28 protein-coding genes are annotated in these 25,395 nt (G+C 61.4%); 11 read left to right on the top strand and 17 right to left on the bottom strand.

The genetic code is table 11. The features are described 5' to 3' along the window. Positions 1-40 precede the first annotated feature (40 nt). From MTX36_RS14630 to MTX36_RS14620, 3 genes are all read right to left on the bottom strand, one after another. Positions 41-799: a hypothetical protein gene (locus MTX36_RS14630; RefSeq protein ID WP_243620470.1), complete on the bottom strand. Its 759-nt coding sequence runs from the start codon at positions 797-799 to the stop codon at positions 41-43. Further along, positions 799-3,366: a bifunctional FO biosynthesis protein CofGH gene (locus tag MTX36_RS14625; RefSeq protein ID WP_243620575.1), complete on the bottom strand. Its 2,568-nt coding sequence runs from the start codon at positions 3,364-3,366 to the stop codon at positions 799-801. The genes MTX36_RS14630 and MTX36_RS14625 overlap by 1 nt, the downstream gene beginning before the upstream one ends. Positions 3,367-3,472: 106 nt before the next feature. Then, positions 3,473-3,661: a hypothetical protein gene (locus MTX36_RS14620; RefSeq protein ID WP_243620469.1), complete on the bottom strand. Its 189-nt coding sequence runs from the start codon at positions 3,659-3,661 to the stop codon at positions 3,473-3,475. An 82-nt stretch (positions 3,662-3,743) separates the two neighbouring features. Between MTX36_RS14620 and MTX36_RS14615 the strand changes: the two genes are divergently transcribed. Then, complete coding sequence (locus MTX36_RS14615; protein WP_243620468.1) at positions 3,744-4,247, top strand: PH domain-containing protein; 504 nt, start codon at positions 3,744-3,746, stop codon at positions 4,245-4,247. Continuing rightward, entirely contained in the window at positions 4,244-5,815 is a 1,572-nt protein-coding gene (locus MTX36_RS14610; protein WP_374230487.1) for a PH domain-containing protein, read from the top strand. Before MTX36_RS14615 ends, MTX36_RS14610 begins: the two co-directional genes overlap by 4 nt. Here the strand turns inward: MTX36_RS14610 and MTX36_RS14605 are convergent. From MTX36_RS14605 to typA, 6 genes are all read right to left on the bottom strand, one after another. After that, complete coding sequence (locus tag MTX36_RS14605) at positions 5,775-6,620, bottom strand: uroporphyrinogen-III synthase (RefSeq protein WP_243620467.1); 846 nt, start codon at positions 6,618-6,620, stop codon at positions 5,775-5,777. The genes MTX36_RS14610 and MTX36_RS14605 overlap by 41 nt on opposite strands. Before the next feature lie 15 nt (positions 6,621-6,635). Further along, a complete protein-coding gene (locus tag MTX36_RS14600) occupies positions 6,636-7,067 on the bottom strand; it encodes a hypothetical protein (protein ID WP_374230486.1) in 432 nt (143 codons plus the stop codon). Positions 7,068-7,134: 67 nt separating this feature from the next. After that, complete coding sequence (locus MTX36_RS14595) at positions 7,135-7,293, bottom strand: hypothetical protein (protein ID WP_169632341.1); 159 nt, start codon at positions 7,291-7,293, stop codon at positions 7,135-7,137. 105 nt (positions 7,294-7,398) lie between these two features. After that, entirely contained in the window at positions 7,399-8,283 is an 885-nt protein-coding gene (gene mshB, locus MTX36_RS14590) for an N-acetyl-1-D-myo-inositol-2-amino-2-deoxy-alpha-D-glucopyranoside deacetylase (protein WP_243620466.1), read from the bottom strand. Next, positions 8,280-10,061, bottom strand: coding sequence for an ABC transporter family substrate-binding protein (locus MTX36_RS14585; protein WP_243620465.1), 1,782 nt, complete (start codon positions 10,059-10,061; stop codon positions 8,280-8,282). The genes mshB and MTX36_RS14585 overlap by 4 nt, the downstream gene beginning before the upstream one ends. A 156-nt stretch (positions 10,062-10,217) precedes the next feature. After that, entirely contained in the window at positions 10,218-12,125 is a 1,908-nt protein-coding gene (gene typA, locus MTX36_RS14580) for a translational GTPase TypA (protein ID WP_243620464.1), read from the bottom strand. Between the two features lie 292 nt (positions 12,126-12,417). Here typA and MTX36_RS14575 point away from each other — a divergent pair, with 292 nt between their 5' ends. Continuing rightward, positions 12,418-12,639: a hypothetical protein gene (locus tag MTX36_RS14575; protein WP_141210693.1), complete on the top strand. Its 222-nt coding sequence runs from the start codon at positions 12,418-12,420 to the stop codon at positions 12,637-12,639. Here the strand turns inward: MTX36_RS14575 and MTX36_RS14570 are convergent. Further along, positions 12,617-13,042: an NUDIX domain-containing protein gene (locus tag MTX36_RS14570; protein WP_243620463.1), complete on the bottom strand. Its 426-nt coding sequence runs from the start codon at positions 13,040-13,042 to the stop codon at positions 12,617-12,619. The genes MTX36_RS14575 and MTX36_RS14570 overlap by 23 nt on opposite strands. A gap of 16 nt (positions 13,043-13,058) precedes the next feature. On the opposite strand from MTX36_RS14570, the gene MTX36_RS14565 reads away from it, so the two are divergent. From MTX36_RS14565 to MTX36_RS14555, 3 genes are all read left to right on the top strand, one after another. Next, positions 13,059-13,358 carry a 4a-hydroxytetrahydrobiopterin dehydratase gene (locus MTX36_RS14565; RefSeq protein ID WP_243620462.1) on the top strand — a complete coding sequence of 100 codons (300 nt, stop codon included), beginning with the start codon at positions 13,059-13,061 and terminating at the stop codon, positions 13,356-13,358. Positions 13,359-13,621: 263 nt separating this feature from the next. Next, positions 13,622-14,383: a hypothetical protein gene (locus tag MTX36_RS14560; protein WP_243620571.1), complete on the top strand. Its 762-nt coding sequence runs from the start codon at positions 13,622-13,624 to the stop codon at positions 14,381-14,383. A gap of 83 nt (positions 14,384-14,466) precedes the next feature. Beyond that, positions 14,467-14,772, top strand: coding sequence for a hypothetical protein (locus tag MTX36_RS14555; RefSeq protein ID WP_243620461.1), 306 nt, complete (start codon positions 14,467-14,469; stop codon positions 14,770-14,772). Here the strand turns inward: MTX36_RS14555 and MTX36_RS14550 are convergent. Further along, positions 14,763-15,254 carry a MarR family winged helix-turn-helix transcriptional regulator gene (locus MTX36_RS14550; RefSeq protein WP_243620460.1) on the bottom strand — a complete coding sequence of 164 codons (492 nt, stop codon included), beginning with the start codon at positions 15,252-15,254 and terminating at the stop codon, positions 14,763-14,765. The genes MTX36_RS14555 and MTX36_RS14550 overlap by 10 nt on opposite strands. Positions 15,255-15,341: 87 nt before the next feature. Between MTX36_RS14550 and MTX36_RS14545 the strand changes: the two genes are divergently transcribed. After that, positions 15,342-16,772: an MFS transporter gene (locus tag MTX36_RS14545; RefSeq protein WP_243620459.1), complete on the top strand. Its 1,431-nt coding sequence runs from the start codon at positions 15,342-15,344 to the stop codon at positions 16,770-16,772. Positions 16,773-17,028: 256 nt separating this feature from the next. Then, positions 17,029-17,529 (top strand): nuclear transport factor 2 family protein, encoded by a 501-nt coding sequence (locus MTX36_RS14540; RefSeq protein ID WP_243620458.1) that lies wholly within the window; start codon positions 17,029-17,031, stop codon positions 17,527-17,529. Here the strand turns inward: MTX36_RS14540 and MTX36_RS14535 are convergent. Continuing rightward, the gene (locus tag MTX36_RS14535; protein ID WP_243620457.1) at positions 17,516-18,319 is read right to left on the bottom strand and encodes a DUF1906 domain-containing protein; all 804 of its coding nucleotides are present in this window, start codon (positions 18,317-18,319) and stop codon (positions 17,516-17,518) included. The genes MTX36_RS14540 and MTX36_RS14535 overlap by 14 nt on opposite strands. Before the next feature lie 853 nt (positions 18,320-19,172). Between MTX36_RS14535 and MTX36_RS14530 the strand changes: the two genes are divergently transcribed. Further along, positions 19,173-19,400, top strand: a complete 228-nt coding sequence (locus MTX36_RS14530) for a PLD nuclease N-terminal domain-containing protein (protein WP_243620456.1) — start codon at positions 19,173-19,175, stop codon at positions 19,398-19,400. Here the strand turns inward: MTX36_RS14530 and MTX36_RS14525 are convergent. The 5 genes from MTX36_RS14525 to MTX36_RS14505 all read right to left on the bottom strand — a co-directional run bounded on the left by MTX36_RS14525 (position 19,388) and on the right by MTX36_RS14505 (position 24,324). Beyond that, positions 19,388-20,347 (bottom strand): antibiotic biosynthesis monooxygenase, encoded by a 960-nt coding sequence (locus MTX36_RS14525; RefSeq protein ID WP_243620455.1) that lies wholly within the window; start codon positions 20,345-20,347, stop codon positions 19,388-19,390. The two genes, MTX36_RS14530 and MTX36_RS14525, sit on opposite strands and share 13 nt — an antisense overlap. A 1-nt stretch (position 20,348) precedes the next feature. Next, positions 20,349-21,749 carry an amidohydrolase family protein gene (locus tag MTX36_RS14520; RefSeq protein WP_243620454.1) on the bottom strand — a complete coding sequence of 467 codons (1,401 nt, stop codon included), beginning with the start codon at positions 21,747-21,749 and terminating at the stop codon, positions 20,349-20,351. 51 nt (positions 21,750-21,800) lie between these two features. Further along, positions 21,801-22,568 (bottom strand): CPBP family intramembrane glutamic endopeptidase, encoded by a 768-nt coding sequence (locus MTX36_RS14515; RefSeq protein ID WP_243620453.1) that lies wholly within the window; start codon positions 22,566-22,568, stop codon positions 21,801-21,803. A 186-nt stretch (positions 22,569-22,754) separates the two neighbouring features. After that, a complete protein-coding gene (locus tag MTX36_RS14510; RefSeq protein WP_243620452.1) occupies positions 22,755-23,240 on the bottom strand; it encodes a VOC family protein in 486 nt (161 codons plus the stop codon). Positions 23,241-23,316: 76 nt separating this feature from the next. Continuing rightward, entirely contained in the window at positions 23,317-24,324 is a 1,008-nt protein-coding gene (locus MTX36_RS14505; RefSeq protein WP_243620451.1) for an alpha/beta hydrolase family protein, read from the bottom strand. Positions 24,325-24,512: 188 nt separating this feature from the next. Here MTX36_RS14505 and MTX36_RS14500 point away from each other — a divergent pair, with 188 nt between their 5' ends. Both MTX36_RS14500 and MTX36_RS30560 read left to right on the top strand, forming a co-directional pair. Further along, positions 24,513-25,001, top strand: a complete 489-nt coding sequence (locus tag MTX36_RS14500; RefSeq protein ID WP_243620450.1) for a helix-turn-helix domain-containing protein — start codon at positions 24,513-24,515, stop codon at positions 24,999-25,001. Positions 25,002-25,015: 14 nt separating this feature from the next. Beyond that, entirely contained in the window at positions 25,016-25,297 is a 282-nt protein-coding gene (locus MTX36_RS30560) for an IS3 family transposase (RefSeq protein WP_374230489.1), read from the top strand. Positions 25,298-25,395: the final 98 nt, after the last annotated feature.

The raw sequence follows: 25,395 nt of genomic DNA, 5'->3' as shown, positions 1-25,395 counted from the left end.
CCAGAGGTGCACCTGCTCCGCGCAAGCGACTTAACACATTTCAGCCTACTGTGGTGGCGTTCTTCGTCCGAATCGCTATCCACTTCTCACCGGCAGCCGAAGCACGGATCAGCGCACCGCGCTCACCGAGATAGTCGGCTACGACGCCGATCACGGGGATCTTTCCGGCCATCTCGTACGGCTTCGCCCGTTGGGGACGCTTGTGCAGTTCGTCGCTGATTGCCCGAAAAGTCTTGGCAGTGCGCCACAACGTTCCGATCAGCGCAAACGGTCGCCAGGTCTCGTCGACGCTGGTCACGGGCTGTTCGGCAAGATTTTCACCGGCCAGCACCGAGCGTGATTCCACCTCGCGGCGGCACAGAACTGACGCAAGAAGATCAACTTGCTGATCGCGCGCGGTCACTCCATGCTCACGCGCAACAGCCACCAGGACGACGGCTTGATTGGCAAAAGCAAGCAAATCCTGGATCGGTAATCGGCTGAGCAAAACTCCGAAAATCCCGGGAAATGCGACAACTAGCGTGTTGAGTGCACCGAGTCTGGTGGTCCACCACTGGGATCTTTGATCGTCGGACATGACCGACCAGGCTGCGGTGCCGGGGAATTTGATGACATCCAGAACCCAGGCGACGGCGTCGAGAACAGCCTCGGCGGCGCCTCGCTCCGGATCCGTGGGTTCGAACGTACGACGCTTGATCCCGAGCGGATCGCTGTACGCAAGGTCGAGGACGGGGTTGATGCCCCAGACCGCTCGATCGAGCACGTCGACAACTCTGCGGTCACCCAGGACATCCGCCATCAGGCGATCACTCCTTCGCGTCGGGCATGCGTGGTTGTGCGCTCGACTGCGGGTCGACCGATGCCTTCGGCGATAGCGCGTAGTTCGGCGACCGTCTTCTCGCTGCCGTGCTGGGATCCGGCCATCCGCGAGATGGTCTCCTCCATCAAAGTTCCGCCGAGGTCGTTGGCGCCGCCGTTGAGCATCATCTGCGTTCCGGTGGTGCCGAGCTTGACCCAACTGGTCTGGATGTTGGGGATCCGGCCGTGCAGCATGATGCGCGCCAAGGCATGCGCAGCGCGGTTGTCCCGGATGGTCGGGCCCGGCCGGGACGCTCCGGCCAAGTACAGCGGAGCGCTCTGATGCACAAACGGCAGGAGAACGAACTCCGTGAATCCGCCTGTGCGATCCTGGATTCCGCGCAATACGTTGAGGTGACCAACCCAGTGATGCGGCTGATCGACGTGTCCGTACATCATGGTGGAACTCGATCGCAGACCCACTTCGTGCGCCGTCGTGACTACTTCGATCCACTCTGCCGTCGGCAATTTGCCCTTGGTGAGGATCCAGCGCACCTCGTCATCGAGGATCTCGGCTGCGGTGCCGGGAATCGTATCGAGTCCAGCTTCACGCAACGCCGTGAGCCAATCGCGGATGCTCTCACCACTGCGCGATGCACCGTTCACAATTTCCATGGGCGAAAACGCGTGGACGTGCATGGACGGCACGCGCTTCTTGACCGCGCGCACCAGATCGGCGTAGCCCGTGACGGGAAGTTCCGGATCGATGCCGCCCTGCATACACACCTCGGTGGCCCCGGCGACGTGCGCTTCCCACGCCCGATCGGCGACTTGCTCAGCCGAGAGTGTGAAGGCGTCGTCGTCACCCTTGCGCTGCGCGAAGGCACAGAACCGGCAACCGGTGTAGCAAATGTTGGTGAAGTTGATGTTGCGGTTCACCACGTAGGTGACGTCCTCACCGACGGCCTCCTTGCGGAGCGCATCTGCCAGTGCCACAACAGCTTCCAGTCCGGCGCCTTCGGCAATGGCGAGGGCGCGGTACTCGTCGTCCGAGCATCCGGCCGGATCACGCTCGGCACTGCGTAGGGCAGCAAGAAGATCGGTGTCGACGCGAACGGGAGCGCTCAGTTCGAGAACCTGCTCGCGCACGGTCTCCCAGTCACCGAAGGCACTGCCCAGGTCACTGCGCGTTTCGGTATTGCGGCCGTCCGTGTCGATCTCGGTATTGAGGTCGACGCGTCCGCTGGATTCCCAGGATTCGTCCGGCTCCTGCCACGGCAGACCCACCGGCTTGGTGTCGAGCTTGGCCAGGCCCGTCTTCGGGTCGGCAAGTGCCTGAACATGACCGGCGATCCGCGGGTCGATCCAGGGCGCTCCGGCCAGAACATAGGCAGGCTGCGCGGCAGTGCGCTCGGTGAGCGCGAAGCCTGCCTCCGCACTGATCGCGGCCAAGGTCTCGAGGTTCGGCCACGGGCGCTCCGGGTTGACGTGATCGGGAGTCAATGGCGAAACCCCGCCCCAGTCGTCGACGCCGGCACCGAGGAGGGCCAGGCATTCGCTGTTGGAGACCAGATTGGGCGGGCTCTGGATCCGCATCGTCGGGCCCAGGAGCAGACGGGCGACGGCGATAGAAGCCAGGAACTCGTCGAGGCTTGCGTCGGGAGTATCACGCATCGCGGTGTCCGGCTTGGCCAGGAAGTTCTGGATGATGACTTCCTGAATATGACCGAAGGCCTTGTGCGACTTACGAATCGCCATGATCGACTCGGCACGCTCGAGGAAGTTCTCCCCGATGCCCACCAAAATGCCGGTCGTGAACGGAACGTTCAGACGGCCCGCATCGGTCAACGTTCGCAACCGAACGGCCGGGTCTTTGTCCGGGCTGCCGTAGTGGCATTCACCCTTGTCGGTGAACAGCCTGGTAGCGGTGGTCTCGAGCATCATGCCCATCGACGGAGCGACCGGCTTGAGACGCGAAAGTTCCTGCCAACTCATCACACCGGGGTTCAGGTGCGGGAGCAGTCCCGTTTCCTCGAGCACTCGGATCGACATTGCCCGCAGGTAGTCGAGGGTGGAGTCGTAACCGCGCTCGTCGAGCCACTGCTTGGCCTCGGGCCAGCGTGCCTCCGGGCGGTCACCCAAGGTGAACAGCGCCTCCTTGCAACCCAATTCGGCGCCGGCCCGGGCAATATCAAGCACCTCGTCAGGTTCGAGGTACATTCCGTGTCCCTCGGCGCGCAGCTTGCCCGGCACCGTCACGAAAGTGCAGTAGTGGCACTTGTCCTGACACAGGCGGGTCAGCGGAATGAAAACCTTGCGCGAGTACGTCACGGTGTTCGGACGTCCAGCAGCCAACAGCCCGGCGTCACGGACCTTCGCCGCTGACGCGCACAGATCCGTCAGATCGGAGCCACGTGCCTGCAACAGCGTCGATGCCTCGTCGACGTTCAGAGTCGCTCCGTCGCGCGCGCGACGCAGCACACGACGCATCGCCGAAGCAGACGGGGCCGGCGAGCTCGACGATGCGCTCGAGCCGGCCGACGCGGATATGCCGGGCATCGGAAGCATGGTGGGTTTGCCGGAGTCATCACCAGTTCGGTTCACTTAGCGATCATGCGCCATACCGGACGGCTACTGCCACTCGGTGCCAGAACTCCCAGAACACCAGCGCCCGTCAGGTGGGCGGATACTCCTCGTCGAGCGCAACTTCTCGGCGCTGATCGACAACATCGGCTGCCGGTGCATCAGGCGGAATATCAGTGAGATCAGGTTCGTCGGGAGTATTGGGATCTACCAGTGCTGCCTGCTCCAGAGCGTCCGGCTCCGGTGCCTCCGAATCGAATGCCGAATCTTGTTCAGTCATCACGTGCTCCCTTCATCGGTCGCCACACTCCACCATAGGGCGGTTGTCGACAGATCGCCCCAACTCGACCAAAGTAGGCACTATGACCGCGCCTTCCACTGTGACCATGGCCGACCCGTTATGGCGCCCGAGCACCAACGCCCCCAAACTATGGGCAATCACCGCCGCCCTCACCTGGGCTCCGATCATCGTGGCCGAAATCGTCGCCGCGATCTTGATCCCCGGATTGCCGACCTGGCTGGTTGGAGCACTCGCTGCGGTCACAGTTCTGGGCGGCGCCGTCCACATCCTGATGGTTCCAGCCTGGAGATATCGCGTGCACCGCTGGGAAATCAGCGACACCGCCGTGTATACCCGGACCGGCTGGTTCACCCACGAACGACGCATCGCCCCCATCTCGAGGATTCAAACCGTCGACACCGAGCGTGGCCCCATCGACCGAATGCTGGGACTCGCCACAGTGACCGTGACGACGGCGTCGTCCGCCGGAGCCGTGAAGATCTCGGCCCTCGATCAGGATGTCGCAGACCGTACCGTGGCCCAGCTGACCCAGATCGCCGGCAGCAACGTCGGTGACGCAACATGACCGAATACCAAGAAATCGAACCCATGGTCGACATCCCCGCCGAATCCGAATCTGCGGCCGCCGAAGCCGCGGAGCAAGAACAGCCGTGGCTTCGCCTCGACCGGCGAATGCTGCTGGTTCACCCGGTCAACGAAGTCGTCAAACTACTTCCGGTCCTGGTGGTCTCGTTCATTCTCGGCAGCCAGAGCGGGAATCATCTGTGGGGCATCGGTGTGGTCACGCTGCTGGTGATCTTCGGCCTGCTTCGATGGTTCACCACCACCTACCGCATCGGCCCGGTACATGTTCAGCTTCGTACCGGAGTTTTCCAGAAGAAACTGCTCTCGGTGCCGCGAAGCCGAATTCGATCCGTCGACGTCGAAGCCGGTGTCATGCACCGCCTGCTCGGGCTTTCCATCGTCCGGATCGGCACCGGCCAGCGTGCCGGTAAAGGGCACGAGTCCAACAAGTTCGAGCTCAACGCACTCTCGAGCGCACTTATCCCCGATCTTCGCGCCGCACTCCTCGCCGGGGCACAGGGCAAGCCTGAAAGACCGGGACAGCCCACGTCCGAAACACCGCTGACGCAAGAATCCTCGGAAACCGAGATCGGGCACTGGCAGCCGAGTTGGGTACGGTACGCGCCCTTTTCGTTTACCGGCATCTTCATTATCGCCGCGATAGTCGGCATCGCATTCCAATACGGAGTCGGCAGCGCAATCGCACAATCGTCGGCAGTCTCCAATAGCGTCGACTCGCTCGAAAGCCTCGGCATCACCGTATTGGTCATCGTTGCTCTCGTAGCGCTACTCGTCCTTTCCAGCATCTTCGCGTGCGTTCAGTATCTGATCGCGTTCGGCAACATGACATTGACTGACAACGGCCGCATCCTCCATGTCAGTCACGGTCTACTCAAGACCCGCCAGACCACCTTGGATCGAGCGCGCCTACGCGGTACGACACTGAAAGAACCTCTCCTGCTTCGCCTGGCCGGCGGTGCTCGCCTCGACGCCATCATGACCGGAGTGAGCGCAGAAAAGAAGGAATCCTCGCTTCTGCTGCCGCAGGGTCCGCGGGCCGAAGCTGAACGGGTGATGGCGACTGTCATAGGCGATACCCGGCAGGCCTCAGTCGCCCTCGTCGGTCACGGCAGCGCCGCGCGTCGGCGCCGCTACACCCGAGGCCTGTTCGCCTCCGGGATCGCGCTTGTGGCACTTCTCGCGTGCCTCACGTTCGGAGTTCAGGTTCCGGTCTACGCGTGGGTCGTCGTTGCTGTGCTGGCAGTGGGCGGCGCGGCCCTCGCCTACGACCGAGCCACGGGCCTTGGTCACGCCGTACTACCCGGATGGCTGATCACGCGCAGCGGCTCACTCGACCGCAAACGGCACAGCCTGGAAGCGGACGGCGTGATCGGCTGGACGGTTCGTGAAACGTTCTTCCAGCGGCGCGCCGGAGTTGCCACCGTCATTGCCGCGACGCCGGCCGGCACGGGCGGCTACGCCGTGATCGACCTGCCCGCTCAGGATTCCTGGAGCCTGATCGAAGCTGTCACGCCTGGAGCCGGAGACGTCTGGGCAGATCGTCGATAATCAGCCGCGCCAATGATCCGAGCCTCGATCGTTCCGGCTGAATCGTAGGCACTCCGAGCAGTTCCAACGGCGCCGCTGTCACAGGGCCGACGCAGTAGGTGGGCACCGACCCTCGCATCGCAGCAACAAATCGTTCAAGTTCGCCCATCTCCTTGGCCGTACTGAGCATCGAAGAGACGGCGGGGGCACTGGTGAAGGTGAGTGCATCGATATTGCCGGACCGCACCGCAGACACCAGTGCCCGCACCGGACCCTGATCAGGTGGCCGGATCCACCGGTAGACCGATATCGCGGTCACGGCGGCTCCGAGGTCCGCCAACGACGCACTCAGGTCGGTCAGCGGTTCCCACTCGGTGATGATGCCGTGCAGTTGAACTGCCACGCGCACTCCCTCGACGCCCTCACTGCGAAGGTGGTCGAGGACTTCCTCGGAGGACTCCCCCGCCGGCGACCACGCCTCACGCAAACCCGCTCCACGGATCGCGCCCATCGCTTTGGGTCCGCGGGCAATGATGCGGGTCCGGTTCAGTGCGCCCAGAAACTGCTCGGTCAGATCCCACGACGCCACGGCCTCGAGCCAACCCCGAAACCCGATGCCCGTACTGATGACCACCAGTTCCGGCGGATCAGCGATCAACGCCGCCGTCTGCACGCGCAGATCGGCGTCATCGATCAAAGGCAGTACGTGGATTACCGGCGTACGGACGGTCTCGGCGCCCCGCCGTTCGAGGAGGGCCGCAAATTCTTCGGTCCGTCGCTCCGCCGTCAAAGCGATAGTTGCACCCGCAAGGTCTAGTTCAGCCACAGATGTCAGTGTCCCCTATGCGCGGCCGAAATCCTTCGATGACGTGGGTGCTGTGCTCGCAACTTTGAACAAATACACAACTGCCGGCGCAAGCGCGCCGATGAGAAGGAGGAGAGTCAACGGCGACGACAGCACCAGAACGTCGCCGCCCGGCCCGCCGACCATGCACAACAGGAATCCGGCGATCCAACCAGCGAGCGGCAGTGCGGCTTTGCCTGCCGTGGTCACCGTCCGCGCCGCAATGACCAGAACGAGGTTGACGACAGCGGCGACCAGAATGCTGACGGGGAACGGTGTGGTGCCGAGGTAGCTCGGAAGAAAGATCACCGCGAGCACCGCGCACAGAAACCCGTCGAAGATCAGAACACCGAGGATGACAGGATCGAGAAACGACATCCCTTCTGTCTTCACGATGTTTGTGTTCGAGGTCGGCGGGGCCGTGGTCATGGACTCAATTTTGGTCTATCGGCGGAATGCCGGTGAGCGCGGGTCCCGTCCACACACGGATCCACGATCACGGAACCGGCGGGAACCCGAGCAATGTCAGGAGGTGACTTTGCTGATCCGCGAACGCGTACAACGATCCGTAGTACTGATCGTGGTAAAACCCCGCCATCGGTCGCAGAGAATCGACAAACGCGACGATCTGATTCTGTACGTCCCAGTTGAACATGTGCGCGCCACCATCCTTGCTGTCACCCGAAGGACCACCCGTCCGGTGACATGCATCACACCGCATTCCGGTGTGAGCCGCAATGCCTGACCCGCAACTGCCAGGTCAGTCGTGTGTACCGCCGAACAGATCGCTCTCGCGACCGTCGGCGCCGACCTCACCGAGCGCGCCTCGGACGAGAACAAAGTGCTCCACCGACAGAATCGGCTGCACCACGTTGTTGGAGAGCGCAAATTCGGTGCCGCTCGGAGCGACCGTCACCTGCGTCGCGTGCTCGGCGAGAGCTTCGGCCTTGGACTCCAGTACCGCACCGATATCGATCGCGGTGGTGACCTCGGCGCCGTCGACGCTGGGCAGTTCGCCCGGTTCCGGCAATCGCCACTGCTCAGGGAACTCGCAGATGGACGCGATCCCTCGTTCCAGTGAACTCCGTTCGGTCACTGTCCAATAGAACTTCTGCGGCGTCCACGGCAGCCCGGCTTCCGGGTAAACGGAAGTTCCGGCGGCGTCGACCGCAGCGGTGGTGATCGCGTTGGCCGCAATGTGATCAGGATGCCCGTACCCACCGTTGGTGTCGTACGTGATCACGACGTGCGGACGCAGTTCACGGATCACCGCAACCACACCGCGAACAGCATCCTCGGTGTCAGCGTTGACAAATGCCCGGGGATTGGCGGCCGACGGGGTATCGATCATTCCGGAATCACGAAAATGGCCGGCTCCCAACAAGAATCGAGGAGCATCAACACCGAGAGCAGACAGCGCCGACGTCAGTTCCAAGATCCGGTATCCACCGAGCTGATCCGACTCACCGGCGACGAGACCGGCCCAACGATCACCGATCACCTCACCCTCCTCACCCAGCGTGCAGGTAAGGACGGTGACCTCGACGCCTTCGTCGACGTACCGGGCGATGGTTCCACCGGTGGTGATCGTCTCGTCGTCGGGGTGTGCGTGCACCAGGAGGAGTCGTTTGGTCGTGGCAGTCACTTCTTCACCCTCACCCAGTTGGTGGCATTACCAAAAATTCCGACCTGTACGGGGCCTGCCAGGGTGACGCCTTCCACCCCGGTTCCCACTGCGACCAAAGTGCGGTCCTGCGCGATCGGCAATACCGCCGCCAGATCCCACAGTTTCGGTTCTGCATCCGCGATCAGGGCGCCGAAATCTCCGATACCGCTCAGGGCTTCGTCGATCCGTGGCTGCAACGACGGATCACACAGGCCCGAGATATTGCTCGGCGCTTCGGAATTGAACTCACGTGCAGTGGTCGGCGTGGGTGCCACCGAGGTGGGCGCCGGAGTTGCCGACGCCACCGCGATCGGAACCAGTGGGCAACTGAATCGAGAGGCCAACGACGTCGCTGGGTCTGCGCCGGCGCGAACCCAGCCCACCACCATGTCGACGCGTCCCGTCGTAAGTTCCTTGCCGTACAACTCTTCTGCTGGAACGGATTTCACAGTTACTGCAATTCCGGCATCGCGTAGCTCGTCGGCAGCGGTGTTCGCTACCGCGATCGCGATATCGTCGTTTTCCGGAGCCCCGACAACCACAGTGAGAGGCTTACCGTCGCGGACAATCTGTCCGACAGTTCCTCCGACCGGCACGGGGCCGCTCGGCTGCTCCACGACGTAGCCCGACTCGACGAGTTGTTCGACCGACTGTTCGCGACTCTGCTTGGGCGGCGCTGTGGGTGCGTAACCCGGGTCGGACGGCGAGAGAATTTGAGCTTTGGCAGGCGCCGAAGCAGACTCACTGCCCGCAGCCACCACAGCAAGGAGATCGGAATCCATAAGTCCCAGTACGGCTTTCCGGACACGAACATCGGCAAAAGTGGCGCTGCGCCCGTTCACGGTCATATCGAGAGTGCGCGGCACGTACGTGAAGGCAGTCTGCACTCCCGGAACTGCGGACAGCTGAATCTCGGTAGCACTACCGGCATGGATCTGCGCGACCTGGGAGTCATCGGTACGCATCGCGTCGGCCACTTGTGCCCCGGTTCCCGCACGGCGCATCACGATCTGGTCCGGATCCGAAGGCTTGCCCCAGAACCTGTCATTGCGCTCGAGAACGATCTCGTCGCGGCCACGATCGACCGAACGGACGTGGAAATGAGCCCCCGACACCGGGATTCCTTCACTGAGACCGGTACTGAAGCCACCGAGGGTGTCTTTGATCAGATGGGACGGAAGAAGATCGGTGAACAGTTCACGCCACGCCGGATAGGCCGCACGCATCACGACGTTCACGGTCTTTCCGCCGCCGGAAGACGTCACGTCTTGAATCAGTTGGTACCCGGCAGGATTGACGACGCCGGGAACCGAAATCATCTGCTGCCACAGGTAGCGGAAATCCTCGGCCGCTATCGGCGCACCGTCCGACCACTGCGCCTCGTTACGGAGTTGGTAGCGAATCGTGAACGGCGCCTCGGAGACCACCTCGGCCGACAGTGCGAACGAGTCGTCGAGCATCCACTCGGTCACTCCCGGATTGACGGCCGAGCTGATCGGACGGAAAACGCTGGGCAGGACCAGGTTACCCACTGCCGAGTTAACCGGGGACAGGTCTGCGAGGAGGTGCGGGTTGAATCCGTCGCCTACCTCGTCGATGCCGACCGACACGACCTTCATCGCCGGAGTCGCCGGTGCGGGCGTGGGCTTGACCGTCTCGGTGCTCTCGACCGGCGGAGGCGGATCTGCCGTACAAGCAGCCAACAACAATGCCGTCACAGCCACTACCAACGCCAGGTAACGACGTCCACCAACCACAGAAAAATTCCTTCCGTACGAGGTGCAGGGCGCCCCTCAGTCCACGACTTCCAGGTGTGCACGGTTCCTGGAAACCATGAAGGCGAATGTACCTTTCGCCGGAAGAACTCCGAGCAAAAGGCACATTCGCCTGTCAGGTTGTTACCAGCGAAAGACTTAGAGAGAAGCCTTGTCGCGGGACTTGCTGCGCGAGCGCTCACGAGCGCGCTCGGTTGCGTTGAGGTGCACCTTGCGGACGCGGACGTCCTCCGGGGTGACCTCGACGCACTCGTCGCCGGAGCAGAATTCCATGGCTGCTTCGAGTTCGAGCTTGATCGGCTTTGCGAGGGTCTCCATCACGTCTGCGGAAGACTGACGCATATTGGTCAGCTTCTTCTCGCGGGTGACGTTGATGTCGAGGTCTTCCTGACGCGGGTTGATGCCCACGACCATGCCCTCGTAGGTGTCGGCGCCGGGCTCGACGAAGAAGGTTCCGCGGTCAGCCAACTGGATCATGGCGAACGGGGTAACCGTGCCGGAGCGGTCCGAAACGAGCGAGCCGGTGTGGCGCGCACGGATCTCGCCGGCCCACGGTGCGTAACCGTGGAAGACAGCGTTGGCGATACCGGTTCCGCGGGTGTCCGTGAGGAATTCCGTACGGAAGCCGATGAGGCCACGCGAAGGAACGATGAACTCCATACGAACCCAGCCTGCGCCGTGGTTCGCCATCTGGACCATCTTGCCCTTGCGGTTTGCGAGAAGCTGCGTGATGGCGCCGAGGTATTCCTCGGGGCTGTCGATGGTCAGCTCTTCGAAAGGCTCGTGGATCTTGCCGTCGACGGTCTGGGTGACCACCTGCGGCTTGCCGACGGTCAGCTCAAAGCCTTCGCGACGCATCTGCTCGACGAGGATGGCGAGAGCGAGCTCTCCACGACCCTGGACCTCCCACGCATCGGGGCGACCGATGTCGAGGACCTTGAGCGAGACGTTACCGACGAGCTCCTGGTCGAGGCGAGCCTTGACCATGCGCGAGGTCAGCTTGTGACCCTTGACGCGGCCGACGAGCGGCGACGTGTTGGTGCCGATCGTGACCGAGATGGCCGGCTGATCGACGGTGATGCGGGGCAGCGGCACCGGGTTGTCGAGATCCGCGAGCGTGTCGCCGATCATGATGTCCGGGAAGCCTGCAACAGCACAGATGTCGCCGGCAACAGCGAGCTCTGAGGGAACGCGCTCGACACCGATGGTGGTGAGCAGTTCGGTGATCTTGGTCTTGGTGATGACGGGCTCGCCGTCGACCTCGCGGCACCAGGACACGGTCTGACCCTTGCGCAGTTCGCCGTTGTGGATACGAACCAGCGCGAGGCGACCGAGGAATGCGGAAGCGTCAAGGTTGGTGACGTGAGCCTGCAGGGGTGCGTCGGCCTTGCCCTTGGGGGCCGGGACGTACTCCATCAGAACCTGGAAAAGTGCTTCGAGGTCTTCGGCGTCGGGTGCATGGCCGTTCTCGGGCTGCACGGTCGAAGCCTTGCCTTCACGGCCGGAGGCGTAGAGGACGGGGAGGCCGAGCGCGAGCTCGGCAGCCTCGGCCGCTTCGTCCGAGAGATCGGATGCGAGGTCGAGGAGCAGATCCTGAGCCTCGGCGACGACCTCTTCGATGCGCGCGTCGGGGCGGTCAGTCTTGTTGACGACCAGGATGACGGGCAGCGAGGCAGCAAGTGCCTTGCGGAGCACGAAGCGGGTCTGAGGAAGCGGGCCCTCGGAAGCGTCGACGAGCAGGACAACACCGTCGACCATGGACAGGCCGCGCTCGACCTCTCCACCGAAGTCGGCGTGGCCGGGGGTGTCGATCACGTTGATGACGGTGATCGAGCCGTCCTCGTTGCGCTTATGTACGGAGGTGTTCTTCGCGAGAATCGTAATTCCCTTCTCGCGCTCGAGGTCTCCTGAGTCCATGACGCGATCGACCAGCTCGGCGCGCTCCTCGAAGGCGCCGGACTGACGAAGCATGGCGTCAACGAGGGTGGTCTTGCCGTGGTCGACGTGTGCGACGATGGCAACGTTACGGAAGCTGGTGGTGGTCACGCGATGGCTCTCCTGGCTGAGTAATTCGGCTGAGTAGATTCGGCCACGCGAAACTCGCACGCACGGCTCTTCTGGTGGCCGCTGTACGAATGTGTGATCCGAGTAGGTGCACGAATCGCCTTGAGAAGGCACCGCGGCCTAGTAAATCCTACTCGCTCTGAGCACAGACTCGCGCATAGTGCGGTGTCTATCACGGCCCCGACCTGCAGATAGTGATTTACAACACCCTGAATCCATCCGGGGTTACGCCTGGTCAAACATCACACTTAAGGGTACGCTAACCTTGTTTGAAGTGCGGTTTCTCCGCCATCTCGACACAGGAAAGCCGCAGCGCCACATGGGTAAAGTCAAGGCAAGCAAAGTCTCACAGCTCAAGCCTAAAAAGAAGTGCTGCCGCAAGAAGACCCGGTGCATCAAATGCCCCGTCGTCATCATGCGAATGAAGAAGCTCGAAAGCGCCGGAGCATCCAAGAAGGAGCTCAAAGCGGGCCTCAAGAAGGCTCGGGCTGCCTGAGCGATCGCAATTCGGCGAGCAGATCCGGGACCCAGGCCTCGTCATTCGCCACCAGATCGAACTTTTCCAAGCTGTCCGCGTCGACCCACGCGAGTTGCGCGTGATCAAGCGCCTCGGGCTCGCCTTCCGGCATGTCGACGCGATACGCCCGCAACACTCGCCCCTGACCGAGTGCAACATCGACGCCGATCCGGGATCCACACCGAACCTCGACGCCCAGTTCTTCCGCTAATTCTCGCTCCAGCGCTTCCGGCGGCGACTCGAACTCCTCGACCTTCCCGCCCGGCAGCTCCCATTTGCCGGCCAACTCCGGTGGCCGGACGCGCTGCGCCAGCAGCAGCCGGCCGTCGCGGAAGATCGCGCCGGCCACCACTACGGACACCCTTGCAGGCTCGTCGCTCATGACACCATGATGGAGTATGGCCACCGTGATGTCCGATTCCGAAATTCTCGCAGCCCTCGACGACCTACCCGAATGGCACCGCACCGGAGATGCCATCGCGCGCACCGTCGAATCCTCGACCTTCCCGGACGCAATCGCGCTCCTGCAAGAGGTCGCCGCCGCTGCCGAGGCCGCCGATCATCACCCCGATATCGACGTCCGCTGGCGAAAAGTCACCTACACACTGTCGACCCATTCGGCCGGGGGTATCACCGAACTCGATGTAAAGTTTGCTCGGAAAATTGATGCCCTCATTCAGAATTTCGTGAGCCGGTAAGCCCCGAAACTGAATAAGCCGACATAACAGTTGCATCAACATTCACATAGATCACTTCTGCCACAGGTATGGTCGCCGAGAAATCATATCGGGGCCAGTCATGTAATAGACTCCTGCGGGATCCGTAGCTGATCAGAAACTGAACAGCTGTACAACCCGGGGGCTCTGTACATAGAGTGACCCCTCGAGCCGTCAAACGTGGGTGCCCCGGCATCTGCGCAGTATGACCAATGGATGGGGAAACAGTGCTTCGAACCCGAGGTATGCGTAAGGCGTTCACCGCCGTCGCAATTGCCGCAGTAGCAGGACTGGCATTGCCGGCACAGGCGATGGCCGATCCGGCCGCTCCGCCGGCACCAGGAAGTGTGCCGATCGAGTTCCTGGCATCATTTGCCCCCGCCATCATCGGCGCAGCAGCTGGTCCCGTGGATGCCACCGGCAACATGCAGGTCGCCGGCAACCCGCAGGCCGCACTGCTCGACCAGGCCCGTGCGATTCTTAATTCCGCAGGACTTCCGCCTGAACTCAAGGCCACCCTCGAGAAGGTCATCACCTTCCTCGACGGCAGCGGCGGCGGCGGACCGGAAATTCCGAACGAGAACGCACCCGTCATCGCCCAGTTCCTCTACCCCACATTGGGCAAGGGCTGCATCGGCGCGACCGCCGATTCCGTCGGCACCGCCCTCGCTGTTCCCGGCCCGGCACACCTGCCGCCTCCGGGACCTGCCGCCGGTCAGGCCGGATTTGTCTTCACGGCCCTCGGAACCGCTCCGGCTACCGACGACCAGCCGGTACCGATGACGGTCACCTGGATCAACATCGACAACCAGCGCGGCGCTACCCAGAACCTCACCAACGCTGCCCGTATCAACCCGGACGGCCCCGCCACGTTGTCGGCAATCGCCGACACCGGTCCGGGACGCGTACTGTCCGTGATCAGCGGTTCGCTGACCACACAGCCTGAGGGCGCAGAGCGCATCACCTGCAGTTTCCTGCCGACCATAGGCATGTTCGCGGTCGCTTGATCTGACACACGCAACGCAAGAAGAGGCCCGCCGAATTTCGGCGGGCCTCTTTTGTGTGGTTCCGTGCCGTGATAGACCAAGGAATGGGACATTCACGAAGTAGATCCATTTTGTCGATTCGCTCCGAAGGATCGATTCTCTCGATCGGTAGCGCGTACTCGATCCTCTCGATCGGGAGTGCCTTCTCGGTTCTGTCCGTCGGAAGTATCGGCTCGACCGCGTCATTGCTCAGTTCCGGATCATTCGCCAGCCTGGGCTCGGCGTTGTCCGGACTTTCGCGGTGGTCACTGATGTCGTGGCGCGGAAACCATTCGTCTCCGGAGGATCATCCGAAGCTTGTTGTCATTGCGCCCGAACCTGATTCGAGTTTGTCTGGTTCTCAGACCTGATCCACCGGATTCGGTCGCGGCCACTCTCGGCCCTCGAGTTTCTCGACTGATTGATTGAATTGCCGCAGAAGTTCACTGAGCGCGCGTCGCGAGTCCGGCGACCAATCCCCCAGTACCCTTTCGACGCCGACAATCGAATGCTCGCGGTCCGCACGGAGTTTCGACAACCCTGCGGCCGTCGGCTGAACTTTTCGAGCCAAACCGCCTTCGGGATCTTCGACGCGCTCAACCAGTCCTTGGCGTCGAAGCGCACCGATCTGACGATTGATGGTCGAGATATCCAAGGAGAATGCGCAAGACAATTCTTTGAGGCTCTTGGGATGGTCCAGTTCGAGACGCCCGAGCAAGAGATAAGCGGAACGGTCCAGATGAAGCTCCGCGCGTTGAGCCAGTGCGTGATATCGCGACAACAAAGTCAGTTCGTACTCGATATCGACCAAATCACTGTTTCGATCAGGCGTCGGTTCTTGCACGGCGGTCATATTGTGCAGGATACACATAATGTGTAGCGTGCACACTTAGAGTTCCTGCCGCACAGCCAGGCACCGCGCAATTTCATCGGGAGTTACATGTCCGTCCACGCAGATCCACTGAATGCGGGCACTCACGCCGACCCGGCGCCAACCGTGAAACCGCGACTGATCCTGACCGTCCTGGGACTCTGCGGGATCGTCGTTGCATTGATGCAAACGTTGGTCGTCCCGATCATTCCGCAACTGCCGAGCTTGCTCGACGCCTCCCCGTCCGACACCTCGTGGGCAATCACCGCGACACTCCTCGCCGCCGCCGTGATCACGCCCATCAGTGGTCGCCTCGGCGACATGTTCGGCAAGAAACTAATGATCCTGGCCAGCCTCGGCTTAGTTGTCATCGGTTCCGTCATCTGCGCCTTGGCGCCCTCCCTCATCGTGCTGGTGATCGGCCGAGTACTCCAGGGCGCATCCGTGGGCGCAATCCCGCTGGGCATTGCCATCCTGCGCGACGTTCTGCCACCCAAGAAGGTGGGCGGCGCCATGGCCGTCATGAGCGCCACATTGGGCGTCGGTGGCGCGATCGGCCTCCCTGTCGCCGCAATCATCGCCCAGACCGCCGATTGGCACTACCTGTTCGTCGTATCCGCAATACTCGGAATCATTTGCATGTTGTCCGTGTACTTCGTCATTCCGGAGTCCACGGTGCGCCGTCCGGGCCGCTTCGACTTCATCGGCGCACTGGGACTGGCGGCCGGCCTGATTGCATTACTTCTCCCCATCACCAAGGGCGGAACCTGGGGATGGAGTGATCCGAAGACTTTAGGACTGCTTGCGGCGTCGGTAGTAATCTTTGTTATCTGGGGACTGTGGGAACTGCGACTGGATGCGCCGCTGGTCAACCTGCGCATCGCCGCCCGAAAACAGATCCTGTTTACAAACCTTGCATCGATATCGGTCGGGTTTGCGATGTACGGAAACTCGTTGTCATTCCCACAACTTCTGATGGCGCCCAAGGAAACTGGCTATGGAATGGGTCTTTCCATGGTCGCCGCCGGGTTGGCGCTCGCACCGGGTGGCCTTGTCATGATGGCGCTCTCACCGGTCTCGGCTCGACTCTCGATGTGGAAAGGGCCCCGGATCACCTTGACTGTGGGGGGCTTCATCGTCGGACTCGGTTATGCCGTCGCATATTTCGCGACGTCGACGGTCTGGCAGATCGTACTGGCCGGAATGATCATCGGTGCCGGCGTCGGGCTGACATTTTCGTCCATGCCCGCCCTGATCATGGGAGCGGTGCCGATCACCGAATCAGCTGCTGCCAACGGGTTGAACTCACTGATGCGATCGATCGGAACGTCGAGTTCCGCCGCTGTCGTGAGCGTCGTATTGGCCGGCGCCACGATTGTTGTCCACGACCGCATTTTCCCGACACTCGACATGTTCAGAGCGACGTTCCTGATCTCCATCATCGCCGCGGGCGCCACCATGTTGTTCGCGTGGCTGATTCCCAAACGGAAAGCCGCATAAGGGAATCAGCCTCGCGGTGACGCTAGCTCGACGAGGAACCATCGATGCTGCCGGTCTGCAACGCGGACAGCATGGTGTAAATGAAGTTGATGAGCAGATCCATGAATAGATTCCTTCCGTGTAAGGGGTTCCCGACCCGGCAACGACGGTACCGCACAGTCGGAGTCGGGCGAATCGCCGACGCAAACCAATAGGAACATGTTCTAATTTGATTCGATCGTCTAATCCCTTGAACGCCCCCACCAAGGAGTCACCCATGGCTTGGACACGCTCAGAACTCGAACACGCATTCGCGGGGTTCCAGAACACCGTCGTCGAATGCACCCGCAGTGGTGATTGGAATGCGTTTGCCGACATGTTCACCGAAGACGTCGTCTACGTCGAACATGCCTACGGAACCCTCAACGGCCGTGAAGCCGTACGCAAGTGGGTCACTCGCACGATGACCGAGTTTCCGGGAAAGCGCATGACGGAGTTTCCCGCCAACTGGCACGTGATCGACGAAGAGCGCGGATGGATCATCGCCGAAATCGACAATCCGATGGAAGATCCGGGCGACGGTTCAACGCACGGCGCTGCAAACATTACGATCCTGCACTACGCGGGCGACGGCTTGTGGTCCCGCGAAGAAGACGCATACAACCCGATGAACTTTCTCTCGATGACCAAAGCCTGGTGCCTGGCTGCCGAAGCCGCGGGCAACCTCCCCGAGGATGCCCGCGCCTGGTTGGACAAATTCGGCGCTATAGCCCGATAGAGCCCAGGGGCAGAGGAGGTAGCGGAGGTAGGGCGGGTAGGACGGATCCGAACGACACTCCGGGAATGGGCGACCCTGCCATCGACCACTGCCCGTAGTTGACGGCGAGGATCGCATTCAGATCAACGCCCACGCCGTCGACCGACCGCTTGTCGATCTCGAACTGATGTAGATGCGCTCGGGGGTGCACCCCCGTCGATCCCCAATTGTGTTGCCAGAACCAGGTTCCGACGCCGGCACCGATCATGGCGTCGATAACTTTTGTATTGCCGTAGATACCGAGATTCTGATTGCCGATGACCGACGCCCAGCCTTCGAGGTACGGCCGCACCAGGTTAGCCGTCTCCCATGGACTCGGATTGTCGTCGATGGACGCGTAGATGGGCACTCCCGCGGGTCCACCGGCTTCCCGATGTAGCTGGAGCCCACGCGCGGCGTGGCGCCGACCGCCTTCGAATTTCTCCCGCCAGTCCGCCGTAGCGCCTTTGCCGAGCTGGTAGCAGGACACAACCTGCAGTCCCGCCGCAGTCAACGCATTGACTTCATTCGCGCGGACCGGCTTCCCGACCATCCAGTTCGCATCCGGACGACGGTCGGATACATAACGGATCGCACCCGCATAGCCTCCCGCGCGGATCGCGTGCGCCGACGGGACTCCGGCCGAGTAGTCGAGAAGTGTTCCCAACGAGCCGGCGTTCGCTACCGACGTGGTTCCACTCAGCGCGGCCAGGCCTACGGCAGCAGACCCCGCGGCCGCGTACTTGAACAAATTCCTTCGTGAAACGTGCACAGTGCTCCGATCAGCGGCATGGCTCGCCCAATCTGGGCGAAATGTCGAAATATCTGTCTCGGCTCGATTCCATCACAGTCCTACCGCCCCGTCCGACACTTGCGGAACTTCAGCCCCAAATTTCGCGGACCGCTCAGCCCACTCCCTTGTCCGACACAAAGCAGTGCCCCCGAGTCCGAGACTCGGGGGCACTGCTTCGGATCTGCTGTAAGTCTTCTGAACCTACTTCGGCATTACGCCTTCGACGCTGCCGCTGATGAAGTCGAGGAAGCTGAACAGAGCAGAGAAGGCACCGAGGAAGTCTGAGATATCCGAAGAACTAGGCATTGTTATTGCTCCTGTCAGTGATGAACTGTCCGTGATGGCGAGCCGCTGTCTGGCTGCTGGGGATAACAGTAGAGCCCTTCCGTTACTTCTGCGACACCAAATGTGTCCAGCACGTTACATTTCCCCGCGTTGATCTCATCCACATATGCACAGGTAGCAACCGGACTACGTAATCAAATCGCGATGAAATGCACACTTCTTTACAATATCCGAACACCGTTCCCGATAATGGCAAATATTCAGCAATTAGTGTGGGTGTACCGAGAGAGCTGACCAGCCTCCCGTGATCAATTTCCACTGGTCACAGAAGCCCTGGACACTCTGCCCGCTCGCAATCAGTCAGCCACGACACGCATTCATGGGTTCTTTACGCTTTGTTCGAGCCCCTCAGGCTCGATTCGAATCCCTCGGGCTCGATTCGAAACAAACCCGACCAGCACGGCCGTGACGCTATTCACACCGATTTCGCGTGGTTTCGATTCGCGTTACGACAACCACCGGCCGCAGAGAGCGGCAGAGTGAAGTCATGACCGGTAAAAAGAAGTCCTGGAGTGAGCTTTCCTCCCGCCAACGACGCGTCATCATCGCAATGTTCTCCGTTCAATCGATCCTCGCCATCTCGGCCTGGACGGATCTCGCTCGACGCGACCGAGCGTCGGTGAACGGCAGCAAAACCAAATGGGCTGCGATCATCGCCATCAACTTCGTCGGACCTATCGCCTACTTCCGGCGCGGACGCATTCAGTCGAAGTAATCCCAGAACTGCAGCCATCGGACGGAAGCGAACAGCGCGAGTGTCGCCGCGTAGACACCCAGGACAACAACGGTGCCCCGGATGTTGGTGCGACGTTTCGCACCATCGATCGGGTCCAACCACCGACCGAACCAGCGTGTGGCAGCCGGCATCAGGAACCACGTCATCGCACCGACACTGACGATCTGGCTCAACCACATCGACAACCACGGTGATGCACCGACGTCGTCGAGCACCGGACCGAGAAACCGCGACAATGTCATGACGGTCGGGTAGAGAACCAGAAGAACGATCATCGCGGTCTTCCAGTTCGGAGTCACGCGAGTGTGTCCGTTCTCGGTGCGGAAGATCGTGCCGAACGGTGTCGACCGCACGGTCTCGGTGAAATCCTCGGCCAACTCTGCACGTAGTTCCGGGAGCACCTCGGCCCGCTGCGGCGACCTCATCCACACGGTGAGTTGCTGTTCTGTTCGGAAGCGCAGAACCGATTTCCACCGCGTCTCGTCCTGAACCGAACGGAGCAGCAACGCTCCCTCGTATCCGGAGAAGTGGGAACTCGCGTTGATCAAGAGGTGCTGCGTCCGAAGAAATTCGGTTTGCCTGCCGACGACAACCGTATGGTCATACACCCCGATACCCGGTGGCGGCGGAATTCCATCCACCAGAACAAGATCCGAGCTTTTCGCAAGAACTCCGTACGCCGCGCCGTCTTCCGCAACCTGTGCATACTCGGGCGAATCAAGCCACCGATGTAGCTGCTCGACCCCGGTAAAGGTATGGGAGACACCGCAATCCGCAGGACCGGAGCCGTCGCTGACCGAGCTGCCGACATAGCCTTCCGCTACCTTGGCCGCGTCGACGGCGCGGGTAGTCCACTCCTCGAACACATCGCCGCTGCCGCTCGAGAGGCGGTGAAACGCCGTGACGACCGTCGCGGAACCCGACACGTCAGTCCGAAATCCTGCGACCCTGGACGTAGACCTGCGAGATTGCTGGCTCACGCATCGCCATCAGCAGCCCGAACAAGGTCTGATCGCGCGCCAGGACCGGGTCCGGCGAGCGAGTTCCGTGGTTGATCAAACCTTCGAGCGGCGCCCAGCGACTCGGATCGACAACCAGAAAATCTGCTTCCTTACCGACGTCGAAGTTGCCGAAGCGGCTTTCCATGTCCAGGGCGCGAGCCCCCGCCAACGTGCCGGTGAACAGCAACTCCGCCGGATGCATCGAGATTCCGGCGTCACCGACCTCGGAAATATGTACTTTGAAGGCGTCGCCGAGAACCTGCGAGATCAGGCACTCGTCACCGCCGCCGAAGTCCGAACCTATCGCGATATTGACGCCGGCTTCGACAGTTCGGGTCCACGGCATCGTGCCCGAGCCGAGAAACTGCTGCGACGTCGGGCAATGCGCGATCGACGTCCCGGTCTCAGCCATTCGGGCCAGCTCGGCGTCCTGGCAGTGAACAGAATGCGCCAGAATTGCGCGCGGTCCGAGGAACGACTTTCCGCCGCGCTGTGAGCCCGGCAGGAACTTGCCGTCGTACGTGTCGAGGTAGGTGTTGACCTGATACTGCGCGAGGGTAGTCGCTACCTCACCGGTTCCCGGCCTGTTGTTCTCGTTGAGATGACTGTGAAAATAGACGCCACGTTCCCGAACCTCGTCGTACAACTCCCCCAGGTTCTTGAGGGTCTCCGTCGTGACCGCCAAGGAAAATCGCGGTACGACGGCAACGTGCAGGAGTGCGGTGTCGATGTCGCCCGTGTCTGCGCCGTGCCAACGTTCGATCTCGGCGCGGGTCAGGCTGATCGCGTCTTCCTCCGACGTGATGAGTGCTGCGGCCGAATCCGGCCCCACCGTCTGGATACCTCGGCCACTGACTACGCGAAGGCCGCGTCGCAAAGTTTCTGCGAACAAGGAGTCCTGCGCGTGAGGAAATGCCGAGCCGAAAACCATCGCCGCGGTGGTACCGGTGGCTATCCGTCGCTCACAAAAGGATGCGGCGGCATGAGTGGCAAATTCCGGATCGGCAAAACGCGATTCGGACGGGAAGACACAGAGGTCGAGCCACTCGAGTAACTGCCCGCCGCCGTACGCGTCTCCGGCATAGACCTGCGGAAAATGAATGTGAGTGTCGACGAATCCGGGGAGCAGGAACCCCGGCCGATGATCGTGCATTTCACCTTGTCGGAACTGCTCGGGCAGATTCTCGTAATCACCACAGAAGACGACGATGCCACTGTCATCGAACGCCAGTACCCCGTCCGGAACGGAGACGAGTGCGTCGGCCGCCGTGTCGACGGTCGGGCTACCGGAAATATGAAAGACATGGCCCCGATGCAACTGTGTCACTCATTCAGCAAATCACAGTCACACCGTCAGCGCTTGGTGGATTTGTCTCGATCAGTTCATGGTTGCGTGCCACACAAAAGCCGCAGCCAGAGCGCCCGCACCGTTCAGCGCCCAGTGCAACGCGATGGGTGCGATCAAACTGCCGCTGCGATGACGCAACCAGGTGAACACCAGTCCCGCTGCCGCCGTCGCCAGAACGGCGCCCAGAATACCGGCAATCTGACCCGCCACACCGTTGCCCAGAAAGCCCGATAATCCCGCGTTACCACTGGTCAACCCCATCGACGACGCGATATGCCACAGACCGAACGTCAAGGAACCTGCCGCCGCGACACCGCGGAATCCACTCACTCGATTCAATGTCCCGTGGAGAACTCCGCGGAAAGCAAGTTCTTCGGGGATCACAGTCTGGAGCGGAATAACGATCATCGACGCGATGATGGCACCGGAGACTGTCGCATACCGGTCGGCCATGAAGAACGGCCTGGTCAACGGAAGCAAAGCACCCACCGCAACTACGGTCAGCACTAGGCCGACGGCAATGAGCGCGTACTTCGACCCGCTTCTGAGGTGCTTGCGTGAAAGCCCCAACTCGGCCCAGCCCAACCCTCGACGCTTGCTCATGGCCAAGAGCACGAGCGCCGATATCGGCACCGTCGCGATACTCGCCCAGACCGTCGTGAAGTGCGCAATCAGATTAGTTCCCACCAGCACGGCAATGACCACGGCAATGTCGATGTACGCATGCAGACGCGGAAAGCGCGGAGAAGGAAGATCGAGACCTACAGCAGCAACATTCGGCACGGTTGAAACACTCATACGCGGACGACACCTGTTTCCGCAGCCCACTCGCAAGTAGCCACTGCTGATCCGGCAGCCCGGGCAAACACCGACTGTGCGCCCGTTAGCTGAAAGTTCACTCAGTCCAGTGTACCGACGCTGCAGTGGTGCCCGCCACCCTTTGCGTCGACACTCACAGCGACGGGACCACGACATCCGTGAAGATCAGGGTGCGCCGGCAGCAGCCGCTCGCTCGAGTTCAGCAACATCGATCTTCTTCATTTTCATCATCGCGTCGACCGCTCGTTGAGCTTTCTCACGGTCGGGATCATGCATCAGTTCCATTAGCCGGTTCGGAACAACTTGCCACGACAAACCGAATTTGTCCTTGAGCCAACCGCACGGGCCTTCATCACCGCCCTCGCTCAAAGCAAACCAGTAGTGGTCGACTTCGGCCTGATCAACACACGGAATCTCAAACGAAATGGCCTCCGAGAAGGTAAACATCGGTCCGCCGTTCAAGCCCGTGAACCGCTGCCCGTCCAGTTCGAAGCTCACCGTCATCACCGACCCTGCTGGGAGACCGGACGGCGAACCCTCGCCGTATCTCTCGATTCCGAGGATCTTTCCCTTCCCGAAAACGGAGATGTAGAACTCTGCTGCCTCTTCCGCCTGGGTGTCGAACCACAGGCATGGCGTAATTGCGGGCATAGCTACTCCTTACGTTTGTGTACGTAGGGATAGACCGCCCGGGCGGCAGAAAATCATCGGACGACCAGGGCGGGTATCAGCCGGCCAGGGCCGACTCCATCAGCGGCCACGAACGGACCAACTCGTCGCGCCAGTACGGCCATCCGTGAATGCCGACCGGTTGCGCGCTTCGGGTGACGTCGACGCCGTTGTCACGCAGTACCTGGGAAATCTGGTCGGTGCACAGCGTTGACCCCAGTTCCATAACACCGCCCACGATCAGCACTCGAGCAAGTTCCGGAGTCTCGAGCGTTTCGTGCGGGCCGGGAAGGCCGGTACCGGATGACAGATACACCTTCGTTCCACGCAACTTGTCGGCGTTGGCAAAGATGTCGTGTTCACGCCACGCCGGACTGTCGACCGGGCCCCACATCTGCTCCGACTTGGCCATTCCGTTAATTACCACGAGGTCTGTCAGCGCCTTGCCGAAACCGCCGACCGTCGTATAGCACCCGCTGTATCCGGCCACGGCGTCATAAAGTCCGAGAGAACGTTGAGCGAGCATGAGTGCAGCCTCCGCACCCATCGAGATTCCGCCGATTGCCCGGCGTCCATTCGTATCGAACTTCTTCTCGATCAAGGGCGGCAGCTCCTTGGTCAAGAAGGTCTCCCACTTGAGCCGGCCGAACTTCGGGTGGTCTTCCTGCCAGTCCGTGTACATAGTTCCGGTTCCCCCGATCGGAAGAACCACGAAGACATTCTTGTCGGCGAAAAACTCCCGAGCATTTCCATTATTCGGATCAAGCCAGTTGCTGTCCTCGATCTGGCCGGAGTTTCCGTCGAGCAGATACAAGCTGCCGCGGGGTTCCGAGGGGTCTGCCGGCAAAAGCACCTTCACCTGCATCGTTCGCTGCATCGCCGGGCTGTCGATGTCGAGAAGAACCTCACGATCCGAAATCCGGGTGACCTCAGCGATTCTCGGAGATGCATCGGCGGACACCGTTTTTGCCGGCGGTTCCACCACGTCGGCTGTTGCTATCACCGGCAGGGACAACGCCGACGCCAGCGAGACGGCGCAGGCAAGGGCAATTCGGGTTACACGCATAAGGGATTCCTTATAGAGCAGACGATGTGGACCCGCCGGACCGGCGACCGATGGACGTGGCGATCATAAAACAAGGAATGTGGACATAGGCCCGAAACGTAGACATCACAAAGGGCCCACGCACGGATTGAACTGCTCCCCGGAAGTTGGACTGAGAAATTCAGTTCCAACGTCCGGGGAGCAGTTCTATGCATGCACGAAGTTCACTGTCCGAGAAGCAGCGGGTCACAGCGGTAGCGTTGTTCGAGGAAGGTGCGGGCACGTGCGCGGTCGCGACACAATTGGGAACGAGCGTGCACCCGATCCGCGAGTTGTACGACAGATGGCGAGTTCGCGGCAGAGGAGCGTTGGTGACCAAACCGGACAAGGAATCGTTCTCGTTCGAGTTCAAACTCGATGTGGTGCGCCGTTTCCTCGCTGGCGAGACGAAGGTCGAGCTCGCCAAGGAATTCGTCTTGTCGTCGCCGAAGCTGATCGAGAGGTGGGCGCGGAAGTACCGCGACGAGGGCGAGGACGGGTTACGCCCCAAACGCAGAGGCCGCCCGCCGAGACCTGTCGAATCCGAACCCTGTGAAGGCACTGAGTTGGAGCAGTTGAGGGCGGAGAACGAGCGGTTGCGGGCAGAGGTCGCGTACCTGGGAAAACTGCGAGCCTTGAGGGCACAGGAACGACGGTAAAGGTCCACGCCGTCATCTCCCTCAAGGCTGAGCACGGCCTGGACACGCTGCTCGAGGTTGCCGGCCTTGCCCGGTCGACATTCTTCTATCACCAGGCCCGACTGAGCAATCCAGATCCGTATGCCGAACTGAAGGCCGCGATCGCAGCGGCGTTCGACGACAACCACGGCCGCTACGGGCATCGCCGCATCCACCAGGTGCTGATCAACGCTGGCTGGTCGGTGGCGAAGAAGACCGTGCTCAAACTGATGCGTGCACTCGGACTAACCTCGGGCTTTCACGGTAATACGCGGTAAACCCGTGTCACCAACAAAGATTGGTGCCCTTACCTGGGATAATTCGACTTGCGACAGTTGAAAAATTCCAGAAACAAGGAGCACCAATCTGGTGAGCA

This window comes from Rhodococcus sp. ARC_M6, from assembly GCF_022810305.1.
Taxonomy (GTDB): Bacteria; Actinomycetota; Actinomycetes; order Mycobacteriales; family Mycobacteriaceae; genus Rhodococcus_F.
The sequence above is the reverse complement of the archived record's forward strand: the minus strand, read 5'-3'. Positions and strand labels throughout refer to the sequence as shown.

Coding starts and splice junctions, on each gene's coding strand:
- MTX36_RS14630 (WP_243620470.1), bottom strand. CDS start 799: ATGGCGGATGTCCTGGGTGACCGCAGAGTTGTCGACGTGCTCGATCGA.
- MTX36_RS14625 (WP_243620575.1), bottom strand. CDS start 3,366: ATGCTTCCGATGCCCGGCATATCCGCGTCGGCCGGCTCGAGCGCATCG.
- MTX36_RS14620 (WP_243620469.1), bottom strand. CDS start 3,661: ATGACTGAACAAGATTCGGCATTCGATTCGGAGGCACCGGAGCCGGAC.
- MTX36_RS14615 (WP_243620468.1), top strand. CDS start 3,744: ATGACCGCGCCTTCCACTGTGACCATGGCCGACCCGTTATGGCGCCCG.
- MTX36_RS14610 (WP_374230487.1), top strand. CDS start 4,244: ATGACCGAATACCAAGAAATCGAACCCATGGTCGACATCCCCGCCGAA.
- MTX36_RS14600 (WP_374230486.1), bottom strand. CDS start 7,067: ATGACCACGGCCCCGCCGACCTCGAACACAAACATCGTGAAGACAGAA.
- MTX36_RS14595 (WP_169632341.1), bottom strand. CDS start 7,293: ATGTTCAACTGGGACGTACAGAATCAGATCGTCGCGTTTGTCGATTCT.
- MTX36_RS14570 (WP_243620463.1), bottom strand. CDS start 13,042: ATGAGCGACGAGCCTGCAAGGGTGTCCGTAGTGGTGGCCGGCGCGATC.
- MTX36_RS14565 (WP_243620462.1), top strand. CDS start 13,059: ATGGCCACCGTGATGTCCGATTCCGAAATTCTCGCAGCCCTCGACGAC.
- MTX36_RS14560 (WP_243620571.1), top strand. CDS start 13,622: ATGCGTAAGGCGTTCACCGCCGTCGCAATTGCCGCAGTAGCAGGACTG.
- MTX36_RS14555 (WP_243620461.1), top strand. CDS start 14,467: ATGGGACATTCACGAAGTAGATCCATTTTGTCGATTCGCTCCGAAGGA.
- MTX36_RS14550 (WP_243620460.1), bottom strand. CDS start 15,254: ATGACCGCCGTGCAAGAACCGACGCCTGATCGAAACAGTGATTTGGTC.
- MTX36_RS14545 (WP_243620459.1), top strand. CDS start 15,342: ATGTCCGTCCACGCAGATCCACTGAATGCGGGCACTCACGCCGACCCG.
- MTX36_RS14540 (WP_243620458.1), top strand. CDS start 17,029: ATGGCTTGGACACGCTCAGAACTCGAACACGCATTCGCGGGGTTCCAG.
- MTX36_RS14530 (WP_243620456.1), top strand. CDS start 19,173: ATGACCGGTAAAAAGAAGTCCTGGAGTGAGCTTTCCTCCCGCCAACGA.
- MTX36_RS14515 (WP_243620453.1), bottom strand. CDS start 22,568: ATGAGTGTTTCAACCGTGCCGAATGTTGCTGCTGTAGGTCTCGATCTT.
- MTX36_RS14510 (WP_243620452.1), bottom strand. CDS start 23,240: ATGCCCGCAATTACGCCATGCCTGTGGTTCGACACCCAGGCGGAAGAG.
- MTX36_RS14505 (WP_243620451.1), bottom strand. CDS start 24,324: ATGCGTGTAACCCGAATTGCCCTTGCCTGCGCCGTCTCGCTGGCGTCG.
- MTX36_RS14500 (WP_243620450.1), top strand. CDS start 24,513: ATGCATGCACGAAGTTCACTGTCCGAGAAGCAGCGGGTCACAGCGGTA.